The following is a 13,303-nucleotide window of genomic DNA, read 5'->3' on the forward strand; positions in this document are numbered from 1 at the left end:
CGCCCGAACTGCTCCCCCGGCGCGCGCGCGTCCCGTCGTATCGTCGATCCTGACCCAAAACGACAGGAGCCTCACCATGAGTACCTCTTCCGCCGCCCCCGCCGGCGCGGGCGTCATCCATGCCATCGTGCTGGATGCCGACGGGAGCGCGCGCGAACACACGATCGCCGCCTGCCGCCGGCTCGGCATCCGCATCAGCGGCGCGGCCGACAACGGCTGCGCCGGCCTGGAACTGCTGGAAACGCTGCCGCGCACGCCCGAGCTGACCATCGTCGACCTGCGCCTGGCCGACATGGACGGCGCCGACCTGATGCAGGCCCTGGCGCTGCTGGCGCCGTCGACGAACCTGGTGATCTGCAGCGCCGGCGAGCCGCGCCTGCTCGACGCCGCCTGCACGCTGGCGCAGGAACTCGGCCTGGCGGTGCTGGGCGCCGCGCCCAAGCCGGTGCAGCCGGAGGCGCTGCAGCGCGCCCTCGGCCTGCTGGCGCGCGCGCGCCGGGCGCCGGTGGCCGGCGTGCGTCCCGCGCTGGACGGCGCCGACGTGATGCGCGCGCTGCGCCGGCACGAATTCGAACTGCACTACCAGCCCAAGGTGGCGCTGGACGGCATGCGCCCGCGCGGGGCCGAGGCCCTGCTGCGCTGGCGCCATCCCGTCCACGGCCTGCTGGGTCCCTGCGCCTTCCTGGCCCAGGTGCGCGAGGCCGACCTGTTCGCGCCGCTGACGCTGGAGGTGCTGGAACTGGCGCAGGCGGACTGGCGCGACTGGCAGGCGCGCGGCGCGGCGCTGCCGCTGTCGATCAACCTGCCGGCCGGGCTGCTGGGCAATCCGAGCCTGGCCGCGCGCCTGATCGCGTCCACCGAGGCGGCCGGCGTGCCCGCGTCCGCCATCACCTTCGAGCTCACCGAGGACACCGAGATGGCCGACCTGGCCGTCGCGCTGCGCGTCCTGATCAAGCTGCGCCTGCACGGCTTCGGCCTGTCGCTGGACGACTACGGGGTCGGGTTTTCCTCGATCCAGCGCCTGTCGCGCATCCCGTTCACGGAACTGAAGATCGACCGCTCGCTGGTGCACGAAGCCTGGACCCGGCCGCACCTGCTGCCGCTGCTCAAGAGCACGATCGACCTGGCCGAGGGGCTGGGCATCGAGGCGGTGGCCGAAGGCGTCGAGCAGGAAGCCGACCTGGACCTGCTGCGGCGGCTGGGCTGCCACCAGGCGCAGGGCTTCTACCTGGCGCGGCCGATGCCGGCGGCGGACCTGGAGCGCCTGCTGGGCCAGTGGGCGGGGATGGGGCGCTGGTAAACGACGCCGTCCCCGCACGGGCGGGGACGGCAGCATGCAGCGGCGCGGCGGGACGCGGTCAGGAATGCGGCGCCTGGGCCACCTGCCCGCGGAAGGCGTGGTACTGGTACAGGTTGTAGCCGATCATGATGGGAAACGCGAAGCCGATCCCGAGCAGCATGAACACCAGCGTCGTGCTGTCCGACGCCGCCTGCAGCACCGTCAGGCGGCCCGGCACCAGGTTCGGGAACAGGCTGAACGCGAGGCCCGCGAACGAGGCCAGGAACAGCAGCAGCGCGCCGCGGAACGGCCCGCGCCGGTCGCCGACGAACAACGCGTAGACGATCCAGCCGGCGGCCAGCAGCGCCAGCGCGCCCAGCGCCGCCAGCACCGCGATCGCGCCCGGCTGGGTCCAGCGCTGGCGGCCCAGGTCGCTGAAGAACAGGGTGAAGGCCGTCAGCACGGCAGCCATGGCCAGCGTGGCGGCGAGGCTGGCGCCGACCCAGCCGCGCGCCCGGCGCGCGAGCGCGCCGCCGGTCTTCTTGAGCAGGTAGCCGGCCCCCAGCAGCGCATAGCCGGCCGTCACCCCGAGGGCCGCGGCGGCCACGAACGCCAGGCTGCCGGCGCCGGGCGCCAGGCCGGTGATCAAGCGGCCCAGCACGACGCCCTGGCCCAGCGCCGCGCCCAGGCTGCCCAGGCCGAAGGCCAGGTCCCAGCCGCGCTTGTCGCGGGCGGCGTGGCGGAACTCGATCGCCGCGCCGCGCAGGATCAGGCTGGCGACGAGGCCCATCACCGGCAGGTACAGCTGCGACATCAATGCGGCGTAGGCCGCCGGGAAGGCCCCGAACAGGGCGCCGCCGAGCACCACCAGCCAGGTCTCGTTGGCGTCCCAGACGTGGGCGATGGACGCGAAGATCTGGTCGCGCTGGTCCTCGCGGCGGGTGAACAGGCTGAGGATGCCGACGCCGAGGTCGAAGCCGTCGGTGATCACGTAGAACGCCAGCATCAGGCCGATCAGGACGAACCAGGCGTTGGCGAGCAGGTCGTGGGTGGAAGCGGTCATGGCTTGCCTTTCGATTCAATGGTAGGAGACGGGCGCCGCGGACAGCGCCGCGTCGGGCGCGGGCGGCAGCGCCGCCAGGTCCGGTCCGGCGCGCAGCCACTGGCGGGCGAACACGAAGAAGGCGCCCAGCAGCACGACGTAGAAGCCGAGGAACATGGCGATGGTGGCGCCCACCTCCGGCGCGGCCACCGCCGCCGAGACGGCGTCGCGCGTGCGCAGCAGGCCGTACACGACCCAGGGCTGGCGCCCCACCTCGCGCACGATCCACCCGCATTCGACGGCGAGGTAGGGCAGCGGGATCGCCAGCACCCAGGCCCACAGCAGGCGCCGGTGCGCCAGCAGGCCCGCCAGGTCGCCCCGGGTGCGGCGCACCACGACGGCCGTCCACCAGGCCAGCAGCAGGAAGGCGAAGCCGATGCCGGCCATCAGGCGGAAGGCGTAGTACAGCAGCGGCAGCATGGGCGGCTGGTCGGCGCGCGGGATGTCGCGCAGGCCGGTCACCCTGCCGTGCAGGCTGTGGGTGCCGAGCACGCTGAGCATGCCGGGCACCTCGAGCGACCAGGCGTTGTCCTGCGCGTCCTGGTCCGGCCAGGCCAGCAGCGACCAGGACGCGCCGCTGCCGGGCGCATTGGTGTCCCAGTGGCCCTCGATGGCCGCGCCCTTGGCGGGCTGGCGCGCGAACACCTCGACGCCGCTGGCGTCGCCCAGCACCACCTGCAGCGGCGCGACCACGGCCAGGGTGAGCAGCGCCAGCTTGAACGAGCGCACGAAGAACGCCGGCTGGCGCCGCCGCAGCAGGTGCCAGGCCGAGATGCCGGCCACGACGACCAGGCCGGTCTCCATCGCGGCGACCCACATGTGGCCGACGCCGAAGGCCATGCCGGGATTGAAGATCGCCGCCGCGTAGTCGGTCACGACCACCTTGCCGTCGACGACGGCGACGCCGGCCGGCGTCTGCATCCAGGAATTTGTCACCATGATCCAGAACGCCGAGATCGACGAGCCCAGCGCCACCATGCCGGTGGCGAACAGGTGCACCCCGCGCGGCACCCTGCCCCAGCCGAACATCATGATGCCGATGAAGCCCGCCTCCAGCATGAAGGCCATGGCGCCCTCGAAGCCGAGGATGTTGCCGACGAACTGGCCGGTGAATGCGGAAAAGCCGGCCCAGTTGGTGCCGAACTGGAATTCCATCGGGATGCCGCTGACGACGCCGACGGCGAAGTTCAGCAGCAGCAGGCGGCTCCAGAAGCGCGCGTGGCGATACCACACCACTTCGCCGCTGCGCAGCCACAGCGCCTCGACCAGGAACACGAAGGCCGACAGGCTGATGGTGAGGATCGGCCACAGGATGTGGAACACGGCCGTCAGCGCGAACTGCAGGCGCGACAGGTCCAGCGTGGTGAACAGGTTCATGGCGGCTCCTCAGGCGCAGGCGTGCAGCAGCACGGGGATCGATTTCGAGGTGGGCGTGCCGCAGCCGTCGGCAAAGCTCGACAGCGGCACCAGCGGATTGGTCTCCGGATAGTAGGCGCCCAGGCAGCCGCGCGGGATGTCGTAGGCGACCAGGCGGAAGCGCTCGGCGCGGCGCTCGACGCCGTCGTCCCAGACGCTGGTGATGTCCACGTGCTGGCCGTCCGCGAAGCCGAGCATGGCGATGTCCTCGGCGTTCGCGAACAGCACGCGGCGCAGGCCGAACACGCCGCGGTAGCGGTCGTCCAGCCCGTACACGGTGGTGTTGTACTGGTCGTGCGAGCGCGTGGTCATCAGGGTCAGCAGGCGCTCGCCGTGCCGCGCCCTGGCGCGGTGCAGCGGGCCGTCGGTGTCGACCGGGTGCGCCAGGAACTGCGCCTTGCCGCTCGGCGTGTTCCACTCCAGCTCGCGCGAGGCCACTTTCAGGTGAAAGCCGCCCGGGCGGGCGATGCGCGCGTTGTAGTCCTCGAAATCGTCGAACACCTGCTCGACCAGGTCGCGGATGCGGGCATAGTCGGCGGCGAGCCACGCCCAGTCGACCGGGTGCTTGCCCAGCGTGGCCTGGGCGATGCCCGCCACGATCGCCGTCTCCGAGCGCAGGTTCGGGCTGGCCGGACGGTTCATGCCGTACGACACATGGACCATGCTCATCGAGTCCTCCACCGTGACGCCCTGCGCCACGCCGTCCTGCACGTCCACCTCGGTGCGGCCCAGCACCGGCAGCAGCAGCGCCTCGCGCCCGTGCACCAGGTGGCTGCGATTGAGCTTGGTGGCCATGTGCACGGTGAGGTCGCAGTTGCGCAGGCCCACCCAGGTGCGCGGCGTGTCCGGCGTGGCGCTGGCGAAGTTGCCGCCCAGGCCCATGAACACCTTGACGTCGCCGGCGATCATCGCCTCGATGGTGCGCACCACGTCGTAGCCGTGGTGGCGCGGCGGCGCGAAGCCGAACACCTGCTGCAGGCGGTCGAGGAAGGCCTGGCTGGGCTGCTCCTCGATGCCGACCGTGCGGTTGCCCTGCACGTTGGAGTGGCCGCGCACGGGGCACAGGCCGGCGCCGCGGATGCCGATCTGGCCGCGCATCATCATCAGGTTCGACAGCATCGTCACGGCCTGCAGCGAGTTCTTGTGCTGGGTAAGGCCCATGCCCCAGGTGCAGATCACGCGCCGGCCCTGCACGAAGGTCTGCGCCAGCCGCTCGATGCGGTCGCGCCCGACGCCCGACTCGCGCACCAGCAGCTCCCAGTCTTCCCCGCGCAGGTCGGCGGCGAAGGCGTCGAAGCCGGTGGTGTGGCGCTCGATGAAGCCGATGTCGAGCACGCGCGGCGCGCCCGCCAGGCGCGCCGCCTCGTCCAGTTCCAGCGTGCGCTTGGCCACGGCCTTGATCAGCGCGAAGTCGCCGGACAGGCGCGGCTGGACGAAGAAGGAACTGATCGTCGTGCTGCCCATCGTCGCCATCTCGATCACGCTCTGCGGGTCGGTGAAGCGCTGCAGGCCACGCTCGCGCAGCGGGTTGATCGACACGATGGTGGCGCCGCGCTTCACGCATTCGCGCAGCTCGCCCAGCATGCGCGGGTGGTTGGTGGCCGGGTTCTGGCCGAAGATCAGGATGGTGTCGGCATGCTCGAAGTCGTCCAGCGTGACGGTGCCCTTGCCGACGCCCACGGTCTGCGGCAGGCCGCGGCTGGTGGCCTCGTGGCACATGTTCGAACAGTCGGGGAAGTTGTTGGTGCCGTAGGCGCGCACGAACAGCTGGTACAGGAAGGCGGCTTCGTTGCTGGCCCGGCCGGAGGTGTAGAAGGCCGCCATGTCGGGACTGGGCAGCGCGCGCAGGTGGCGCGCCACCATGGCGTAGGCGTCGCTCCAGGCGATCGGCACGTAGCGGTCGGTGCTGGCGTCGTACACCATCGGATCGGTCAGGCGGCCATGCTGCTCGAGCGCGTAGTCGGACTCGCGCATCAGCTCCGCCACGGTGTGCGCGGCGAAGAATTCCGGGGTGACGCGCTTGCTCGTCGATTCGGCCGCCACCGCCTTGACGCCGTTCTCGCAGAACTCGAACGTCGACGCGTGCTCGCGGTCGGGCCAAGCGCAGCCCGGGCAGTCGAAGCCGCCCGGCTGGTTCTGGCCGAACAGCATCTTGTAGTTCAGCCCCTGCACCTTTTCGCGGTACAGGTTGAGGGCGACGAATTTCAGGGCGCCCCAGCCGGCGGCGGCGTGCGTGTAGGGGGCGACCCTGCCCTGGTTTTCTGCGTCGTGCCCGATGTCTTGCCCGGTGTCGTGCGTCGTGTCGTCAGCCATTGCGTGCTCCTTTCATGGACACGCAGACGGTAACCCGCACCCCGCGGCGCGGACCGGTACACGTCGGGGGGGATCGCAGCAGTACAGTGCTGTGCTCCCCGCGCGCGGCCGCAACTGTGCCGCTGGCCGCGGCGGCGCGAGGCCATGCTGGCGCGGTTGCCATCAACAGGAGGAACGACGATGAACGAAGCGACGCTGGCCCGGCCGGCCACCATCTTGCTGGCACTGCGCGACGCCGAGGCGCAGGCTCCCGGCGGCTGCTCGCTGGCGCGGCTGCGCAAGCTGTGCGACTGCCGCATGAGCGACCTGATGCGCGACCTCACGACGCTCGCCGGCGGCGGCTGGATCGCCATCGAGCACGATGCGCAAGGCGCAGCCGGCATCCGCCTGAGCGCCAGCGGCCGCCTGCTGTGCGGGACGCTGGCGGCACAGCCGTCCTGACACCGCGCGTCTAGGCGCGCGCCCGCCCTGCGCCGCGCGGTCCGCCGCGCGCCGGCGGCGGCAGCTCCGGATCGGCCGACGCGGCCAGTTCGGCCCAGGCGTCGAAGCCGACCTTCAGCACGCGCAGGCGGTCGTAGGCGCGCTGCAGCGCGGCCCGGCCCAGCACCAGGCGCAGCGGTCCGCGCCCGGCCTCGACGGCGCGCAGGATGGCCTGCGCCGCGCGCGCCCGGTCCGGCTGCACGCCGCGCAGCGCGGCCGGATGGCGGTGCGCCAGGTCGGCGTAGTCGGCGATCGGCGCGGGAATCATCCCGCGCGCCGGCGCGGCCACGTCCCAGCCGCCTTCCTCGTGCGCGCCCGGGTCGACCAGCGTGACGCCGATGCCGAACCGCTCGACCTCGTGGAACATGGCCTCGGCCAGGGCTTCCAGGGCCGAACGCGCCGCGTGGCCGAAGCCTTCCCCGGCCGGCGCCGCCGGCGTGCCGCGCGCCAGCAGCACCACGTGGCCGGCGCGGCGCGCGCGCATCGCCGGCAGCACGCGCCGCGCCAGGTTCACCGGACCGAACACGTTTTCCTCGAACAGGCCGCGCAGCGCGGCCTCGTCGCCCTCTTCCACGGCGCCGAGGTAATGCTGGAACGCGCTGGCGGCCAGCACGTCGATGCGCCCGAAGGCCTGTTCGGCCGCGCGCACGGCGCGGTCGATGCCGGCGCCATCGGTGACGTCGAGCGCCACCACCGCGGCGCGGCCCGGATGGCGCGCGGCCAGCGCCTGCAGGCGGTCGGGATCGCGCGCCGCCAGCACGGCGCGCTGGCCGGCGTCGAGCACGGCCTCGGCCAGGGCGGCGGCCAGGCCCGCCGTGGCGTCGGCGATGAACCAGGTGAGAGTGGGATCGTGCGGCATCGTGGTGTCCTCCTGCGGCCGGTGGAAACGGAATGCGGCAATGCGCCGCAGGAGGATTCTATGGAATGGCGGCGCCATGCTCCATGGGCGAAGCTCCGAGATCCTTGCCTAAAATTCCGAGCGCATGACGGACGCGCCATCCGAAGGTATGGGCAGCCATCCTTTCGTATGATTGCCCGGGCGGCGCGACAGGCGTACCTTGGAACCCATCGGACAACCCCACGGAGGCGAACATGCAGCAGCTGACCATTACGCCGCACCACGACCAGCCGGCGCGGCCCGCCGGCTGGCGCATGCGGCCCGCGGCGCGGCGCCGGCGCCTCGAACGGCTGCGCCTGCAGCGCGCGCTCGCCTACATCGAGGCCCACCTCGACGGCCGGCTCGACGTCACCACGCTGGCCCGCCATTGCGGCCTGGGCGCCGGACGCTTTGCCAGCGCCTTCGCCGCCTTCGTCGGCATCCCGCTGCAGCGCTACGTGGCGCACAAGCGCCTGGAACGGGCGCGCCTGCTGCTGCTGGCCCATGCCCTGCCGCTGCCCGGCATCGTGCTCGCGCCGTTCCCGGACGAGGCCGCACTCGCCGCCGCGGCCGTGCGCGCGGCCAGCGCGCCCATCGGCGCGGACGGCGCCGACCGCTGAACACCCGTGTCTCCCCCGCCATCCCGTGATCGGATGGCACTTGCGCCCGGATCGCGTTCGCCGCGTCCGGGTTTTTTTTGTGGCGGCGCCTGCGCAGACACCCACGCACACCCAGATGCCACGCGCATGAAGTTGCCGTCTGCGTGATTCTCGACGGCCCCCTGGGAACTCGACCAGTACGACAAGGTGACCGCGAAGGACGTGGCGGCGCTGCATGGACGAGGCCCGGCGGAGCGCCACGCCGGTGCAGCAGGCCGCCGAGGCGGCGCGCAGCCTGCAGGAGCAGGCCGCGCGGCTGGAGCGGCTGGTCAGCGCGTTCCGGCTGGAAGACGCGGCCGCGCGCCCGCGCTACGCTGAAGCGCCGCGCCGCGGCCCGCCCTGGAACTGCGCGACCAGGAAATCGATGAACGCCCGCATCCGCACGCTCTGGTTGCGCCGGCTCGGGTAGTACACGAACAGGTCGGCGTCCGGCAGCGTGAACTCGGGCAGCACGACGCGCAGGCGGCCGCTGTCGAGGTACCTGGCCAGGTCCCACTCCGAGCGGATCAGGATGCCGTGGCCGTCCAGCGCCCAGCCCAGGACGATGTCGCCGTCGTTGCTCGAGAGCCGGCCGCGTACCTTCACGGCCTCGGTGTGGTCGTGGTGCTGGAAGCGCCAGATGCCGTGGGCGTCGTCGTTCTGGCGGTGGACGATGCAGCGGTGCCGCGCCAGGTCGGCCAGCGTGGCCGGCGTGCCGTGCGCTTCCAGGTAGGCCGGCGAGGCGCACAGGAAGCGCCGGTTCGACATGATGCGGCGCGCGTTCAGGCGCTTGTCGGGCAGCGCGCCGAAGCGGATCGCCAGGTCGAAGCCGCTTTCCACCAGGTCCACCGGGCGGTCCGTCACCTCCATCTGCACCTCCACCTCCGGATGGCGCGCGCAGAACCGCGATACCAGCGGCGCGATCGTGTCGCGCCCGAACCCCAGCGTCGCGTTCACGCGCAGCAGGCCGCGCGGCGTGGCGCGGCCCTGCGCCAGCACGTCTTCCATCTCGCGGATGTCGGCCAGGATGCGCGTCGCGTGCTGCAGGTAGGTTTCGCCCTCGCTGGTCAGCGACAGGCTGCGCGTGGTGCGGTTCAGCAGGCGCACGCCCAGGCGCGCCTCGAGGGCCGCGAGGCGCTTGGTGGCGGCCGGCGGCGTCAGGTCGAGCGCGCGCGCCGCCGCCGCCAGGCTGCCGTGGCGCGCGATCAGCACGAACAGGCGCATGTCCCAGGTCGGGTCGTTATTCACTGGCGCTCACTTCTGAATTGAATTTGGGGAAATTATAAGTCGGCACGCGCGGATTACCCTACGGGCTGTCCAACCCACCCGGAGCACCGCATGAGAATCGTCGACATCCGCGAACAGACCCTGCCGATCAGTTCGCCCATCCGCAACGCCTACATCGACTTCAGCAAGATGACGCTGAGCCTCGTGGCCGTGATCACGGACGTGATCCGGGACGGCAAGCCGGTGGTCGGCTACGGCTTCAACTCCAACGGCCGCTACGGCCAGGGCACCCTGATGCGCGAGCGCTTCATCCCGCGCATCCTGCAGGCCGATCCGGCCACGCTCGTCGACGACGCCGGCACCAACCTGGATCCGCACCGGATCTGGAACTGCATGTTCACGAACGAGAAGCCGGGCGGCCACGGCGAGCGCTCGGTGGCCATCGGCACCATCGACATGGCGGTCTGGGATGCCGTCGCCAAGATCGCGGGCCAGCCGCTGTTCCAGCTGCTGGCCGAGCGCTACGGCGACGGCAAGCCGCAGCGCAGGGTGTTCGTGTATGCCGCCGGCGGCTACTACCATCCGGACCAGGACCACCGGAAACTGAAGGACGAGATGCGCAGCTACATCGACCGCGGCTACACGGTGGTCAAGAAAAAGATCGGCGGCGCCTCGCTGGACGAGGACCTGCGCCGCATCGATGCGATCCTGTCGGTGCTGCAGGACGGGCAGAAACTGGCGGTCGACGCCAACGGCCGCTTCGACCTCGACACCGCGATCCGCTACGCCAAGGCGCTGTCGCAGTACGATTTGTTCTGGTACGAGGAACCGGGCGATCCGCTCGACTTCGAGCTGCAGGCCACGCTGCGCGCCTACTACCCGCGTCCGATGGCGACCGGCGAGAACCTGTTCTCGATGCAGGACGCGCGCAACCTGATCCGCTACGGCGGCATGCGCGCCGACCGCGACTGGCTGCAGTTCGACTGCGCCCTGTCCTACGGCCTGGTCGAATACCTGCGCACGCTCGACATGCTGCGCGAGCACGGCTGGTCGCCCGCGCGCTGCATTCCGCACGGCGGCCACCAGATGTCGCTGAACATCGCGGCCGGCCTGGGCCTGGGCGGCAACGAATCCTATCCCGACCTGTTCCAGCCCTTCGGCGGCTTCCCGGACGGCGTGGCCGTGGAAGACGGCCACATCACGATGCCGGACCTGCCGGGCATCGGCTACGAGGGCAAGGCGGACCTGCATGCGGTGATGCGCAAGCTGTCGGCCTGAGGCGCGCCCCGGCGCCATGGCCGCGCGCCGGTGCGCCTCAGGCCGCGTCGAACGCCGCCCGCACCCGGCCCGCCAGTTCGTCGAGCGCGAACGGCTTGGCGATCGGCCGGTTCTCCTGGCCGGGAACGTCGCCGGCGCCGATGATGTCGCGGCTGTAGCCGGTGGTGAACAGGACCTGCAGGCGCGGCCGCCGCCGCAGCGCTTCCTCGGCCAGTTCGCGCCCGTTCATGCCGGGCATGACGACGTCGGTGAGCAGCAGGCCGACGCCGGGCTGCGCTTCCAGCACCTGGAGGGCGGCGCTCCCGCCCTCCGCCACGAACACGCGGTAGCCGAGGTCCGCCAGCATGTCGGCCAGCAGCACGCGCACCGCCGTCTCGTCCTCCACCACCAGGACTTCCTCGTGCGGCCGCGCGCGCGGGATGCCCGCCAGCGGCGCGGGCGCGGGCGCGTGCAGCTCGCGCGGCGCCTGCCCGTGGCGCGGCAGGTAGATCCGCACGATCGTTCCCGTTCCCGGCATCGAGTCGATCTCGACGTGGCCGCCGGACTGGCGCACGAAGCCGTACACCTGGCTCAGGCCCAGCCCCGTGCCGCGGCCGACTTCCTTGGTCGTGAAGAACGGATCGAAGGCGCGCGCCATCACCTCCGCCGACATGCCGGCGCCGGTGTCGCCGACGGCGATCATCAGGTATGCGCCGGGCGCCAGGGCGCCGGGCGCGGCGGCCCGTTCGTCCAGGTCGCGGTTGGCGGTCTCGATGACCAGGCGGCCGCCCCGCTCCATCGCGTCGCGCGCGTTCACGACCAGGTTCAGGATGGCGTTCTCGAGCTGGTTCGGATCGGCATGCACCGGCCAGGCGTCCGGCGCCAGCACGGTCTCGAAGGCGATGTCGGCGCCGAGCGAATGGCGCAGCAGTTCGGACATGCCCGCCACCAGCGCGTTCGGCGCCAGCGCGACCGGCCGCAGCGGCTGCTGGCGCGAGAAGGCCAGCAGCCGCTGGGTCAGCTGGGAGGCGCGCCGCACCCCGCCCTTCGCCATCGCCACGTACTGCAGCATGCGCTCGTCGGCGCCCGCGCGCCGCCCCAGCAGTTCCAGCGCGTTCGAGATCACCGCCAGCATGTTGTTGAAATCGTGGGCGATGCCGCCGGTGAGCTTGCCCACGGCTTCCATCTTCTGGGCCTGGCGCAGCGCGTCCTCGGTGCGCGCGCGCTCGGCCACCTCCGCGGCGACGCGGCGCTCGAGCACGTCGTTCATGCCGCGCATCGCCAGTTCGGCGCGGTGGCGCTTGGTGATGTCCTGGAACAGGACGGCCACCTGGCGCCGCTCCACCGGCTCGATGCGCAGCGCGGCCAGCTCCAGGTAGCGGCCGGTGCGCTCGAGTTCGCGCTCGAAGCGCACCGGTTCGCCGGTGAGCAGCACGCGCCGGTAGATCTCGACCCAGCCGTCGGCTTCCAGCGGCACCATGTCGCGCACGCGCTGCCCGACCACGTCCTCGATGCCGGCGTTCGACGCATAGGCCGGATTGGCCATCACGTGCACGTAGTCGCTCAGCGGCCCGTGCGGGCCGTCCAGGAACTCGATCACGCAGAAGCCTTCGTCGATCGACTCGAACAGGGTGCGGAACAGGCGCTCGCTCTCGTGCAGCGCGCGCTGCGTGGCGCGCCGTTCGCTGAGGTCGACCATGGCGCCGATCATGCGCAGCGGCCGGCCCGCGGCGTCGCGCAGCACCGTGCCGCGGTCGAAGATCTCGGCATAGCTGCCGTCGGCGCGGCGGAAGCGGTATTCGCCGGACCAGGCGGCGCCGTCGCCATCGATGACGGCATGGATGCTCGCGTCGATGTGCGGCCGGTCTTCCGGGTGGATGTGCGCCAGCCACCAGTCGGCGGAGGTCTGCTCCAGGTCGTGGCCGAACAGCTCGCGCAGGGCGCGGTTCCAGACGACGTGGCCGTCGTTCAGCCGCCAGTCCCAGATGGCGTCGTTGGTCGCCAGGCGCGCCAGGCGATAGCGCTCGACGGCCTCGCGCGCCTGCTCGTCGCTGCGGCTGGCCTCGTCCGCCTGGCGCGCCAGCCTTTGCCGCGCCAGCACGGCATCGGTGGTCTCCCACACCGTACAGGCCAGCCCGCGCACCGCGCCGTCCTCGTCGCGCAACGGCGTCAGCGCCAGCGCGTGCCAGGCCTGCGCGCCGGCGCCCGCAACCGGGAACGGCAGGTCGGCGCTGCGCACCCCTTCGCCGCCCAGCACCCGTTCGACCAGCGGCGCCAGCGCGTCGCGCGCGTCCGGCCAGGCCGCGGCCAGCGCCGCGCACAGCGGCGTCCCGGGCGCCAGTGCGGCCGGCAGCAGCGCGGCGAAGCGCGCGTTCCAGGACGTGGCCAGGTCCCCGCCCCAGGCCACGCACATCGGCAGCGGCGCATCGCCGGCCATGGCGACGGCGCAGCGCGGCGCCGCCGGCCAGTGTGCCGGCGGGCCGGCAAGCCCCGCGGCCGGGGTGGCGCCGGGCGGCGGCATGGTGTCGGTGACGGCAGGCCGGCCGGGGTCGCAGGGGGTGGGCATCGGTGATCCGTATGTACAGGGTGGTCGTTGGCGGCCATTGTACCCGCACGGGGCAATGCTGGCCGGCATTGCGCGGGGCCGGGCGGCGCACGACGGCTGCGTGCATGCCCGTTGCATGACGGGCCTGCGCACGCGGCGGCGCTTGACA

At 72.1% G+C, this 13,303-nt stretch carries 10 protein-coding genes; 4 read left to right on the plus strand and 6 right to left on the minus strand.

The features are described 5' to 3' along the window. Positions 1-76 precede the first annotated feature (76 nt). Positions 77-1,300 carry an EAL domain-containing protein gene (locus QZ749_RS20145; protein ID WP_296950426.1) on the plus strand — a complete coding sequence of 408 codons (1,224 nt, stop codon included), beginning with the start codon at positions 77-79 and terminating at the stop codon, positions 1,298-1,300. A gap of 58 nt (positions 1,301-1,358) precedes the next feature. Here QZ749_RS20145 and QZ749_RS20150 read toward each other — a convergent pair whose 3' ends face one another. The 3 genes from QZ749_RS20150 to QZ749_RS20160 are packed head-to-tail and all read right to left on the minus strand — an operon-like array spanning position 1,359 to position 6,110. After that, positions 1,359-2,342 (minus strand): cytochrome d ubiquinol oxidase subunit II, encoded by a 984-nt coding sequence (locus QZ749_RS20150; RefSeq protein WP_296950428.1) that lies wholly within the window; start codon positions 2,340-2,342, stop codon positions 1,359-1,361. Positions 2,343-2,357: 15 nt separating this feature from the next. Next, positions 2,358-3,758: a cytochrome ubiquinol oxidase subunit I gene (locus QZ749_RS20155; protein ID WP_296950432.1), complete on the minus strand. Its 1,401-nt coding sequence runs from the start codon at positions 3,756-3,758 to the stop codon at positions 2,358-2,360. A gap of 9 nt (positions 3,759-3,767) precedes the next feature. Further along, complete coding sequence (locus QZ749_RS20160) at positions 3,768-6,110, minus strand: FdhF/YdeP family oxidoreductase (RefSeq protein ID WP_296950434.1); 2,343 nt, start codon at positions 6,108-6,110, stop codon at positions 3,768-3,770. Between the two features lie 180 nt (positions 6,111-6,290). On the opposite strand from QZ749_RS20160, the gene QZ749_RS20165 reads away from it, so the two are divergent. Beyond that, positions 6,291-6,551 carry a hypothetical protein gene (locus QZ749_RS20165; protein ID WP_296950437.1) on the plus strand — a complete coding sequence of 87 codons (261 nt, stop codon included), beginning with the start codon at positions 6,291-6,293 and terminating at the stop codon, positions 6,549-6,551. Between the two features lie 10 nt (positions 6,552-6,561). Here QZ749_RS20165 and QZ749_RS20170 read toward each other — a convergent pair whose 3' ends face one another. Continuing rightward, positions 6,562-7,449: an SDR family NAD(P)-dependent oxidoreductase gene (locus QZ749_RS20170; protein WP_296950439.1), complete on the minus strand. Its 888-nt coding sequence runs from the start codon at positions 7,447-7,449 to the stop codon at positions 6,562-6,564. Between the two features lie 233 nt (positions 7,450-7,682). Between QZ749_RS20170 and QZ749_RS20175 the strand changes: the two genes are divergently transcribed. After that, complete coding sequence (locus tag QZ749_RS20175) at positions 7,683-8,087, plus strand: hypothetical protein (RefSeq protein WP_296950441.1); 405 nt, start codon at positions 7,683-7,685, stop codon at positions 8,085-8,087. 348 nt (positions 8,088-8,435) lie between these two features. Here QZ749_RS20175 and QZ749_RS20180 read toward each other — a convergent pair whose 3' ends face one another. Beyond that, positions 8,436-9,329, minus strand: coding sequence for a LysR substrate-binding domain-containing protein (locus tag QZ749_RS20180; protein WP_296950596.1), 894 nt, complete (start codon positions 9,327-9,329; stop codon positions 8,436-8,438). A 114-nt stretch (positions 9,330-9,443) separates the two neighbouring features. Here QZ749_RS20180 and QZ749_RS20185 point away from each other — a divergent pair, with 114 nt between their 5' ends. Beyond that, positions 9,444-10,610, plus strand: coding sequence for a mandelate racemase/muconate lactonizing enzyme family protein (locus tag QZ749_RS20185; protein ID WP_296950445.1), 1,167 nt, complete (start codon positions 9,444-9,446; stop codon positions 10,608-10,610). A gap of 37 nt (positions 10,611-10,647) precedes the next feature. Here QZ749_RS20185 and QZ749_RS20190 read toward each other — a convergent pair whose 3' ends face one another. After that, positions 10,648-13,155, minus strand: coding sequence for a PAS domain-containing protein (locus tag QZ749_RS20190; RefSeq protein ID WP_296950448.1), 2,508 nt, complete (start codon positions 13,153-13,155; stop codon positions 10,648-10,650). Positions 13,156-13,303 lie beyond the last annotated feature (148 nt).

Source organism: uncultured Massilia sp. (assembly GCF_913773735.1).
GTDB lineage: Bacteria > Pseudomonadota > Gammaproteobacteria > Burkholderiales > Burkholderiaceae_D > Telluria.

Coding starts and splice junctions, on each gene's coding strand:
- QZ749_RS20175 (WP_296950441.1), top strand. CDS start 7,683: ATGCAGCAGCTGACCATTACGCCGCACCACGACCAGCCGGCGCGGCCC.
- QZ749_RS20180 (WP_296950596.1), bottom strand. CDS start 9,329: ATGCGCCTGTTCGTGCTGATCGCGCGCCACGGCAGCCTGGCGGCGGCG.
- QZ749_RS20155 (WP_296950432.1), bottom strand. CDS start 3,758: ATGAACCTGTTCACCACGCTGGACCTGTCGCGCCTGCAGTTCGCGCTG.
- QZ749_RS20145 (WP_296950426.1), top strand. CDS start 77: ATGAGTACCTCTTCCGCCGCCCCCGCCGGCGCGGGCGTCATCCATGCC.
- QZ749_RS20160 (WP_296950434.1), bottom strand. CDS start 6,110: ATGGCTGACGACACGACGCACGACACCGGGCAAGACATCGGGCACGAC.
- QZ749_RS20150 (WP_296950428.1), bottom strand. CDS start 2,342: ATGACCGCTTCCACCCACGACCTGCTCGCCAACGCCTGGTTCGTCCTG.
- QZ749_RS20170 (WP_296950439.1), bottom strand. CDS start 7,449: ATGCCGCACGATCCCACTCTCACCTGGTTCATCGCCGACGCCACGGCG.
- QZ749_RS20165 (WP_296950437.1), top strand. CDS start 6,291: ATGAACGAAGCGACGCTGGCCCGGCCGGCCACCATCTTGCTGGCACTG.
- QZ749_RS20190 (WP_296950448.1), bottom strand. CDS start 13,155: ATGCCCACCCCCTGCGACCCCGGCCGGCCTGCCGTCACCGACACCATG.
- QZ749_RS20185 (WP_296950445.1), top strand. CDS start 9,444: ATGAGAATCGTCGACATCCGCGAACAGACCCTGCCGATCAGTTCGCCC.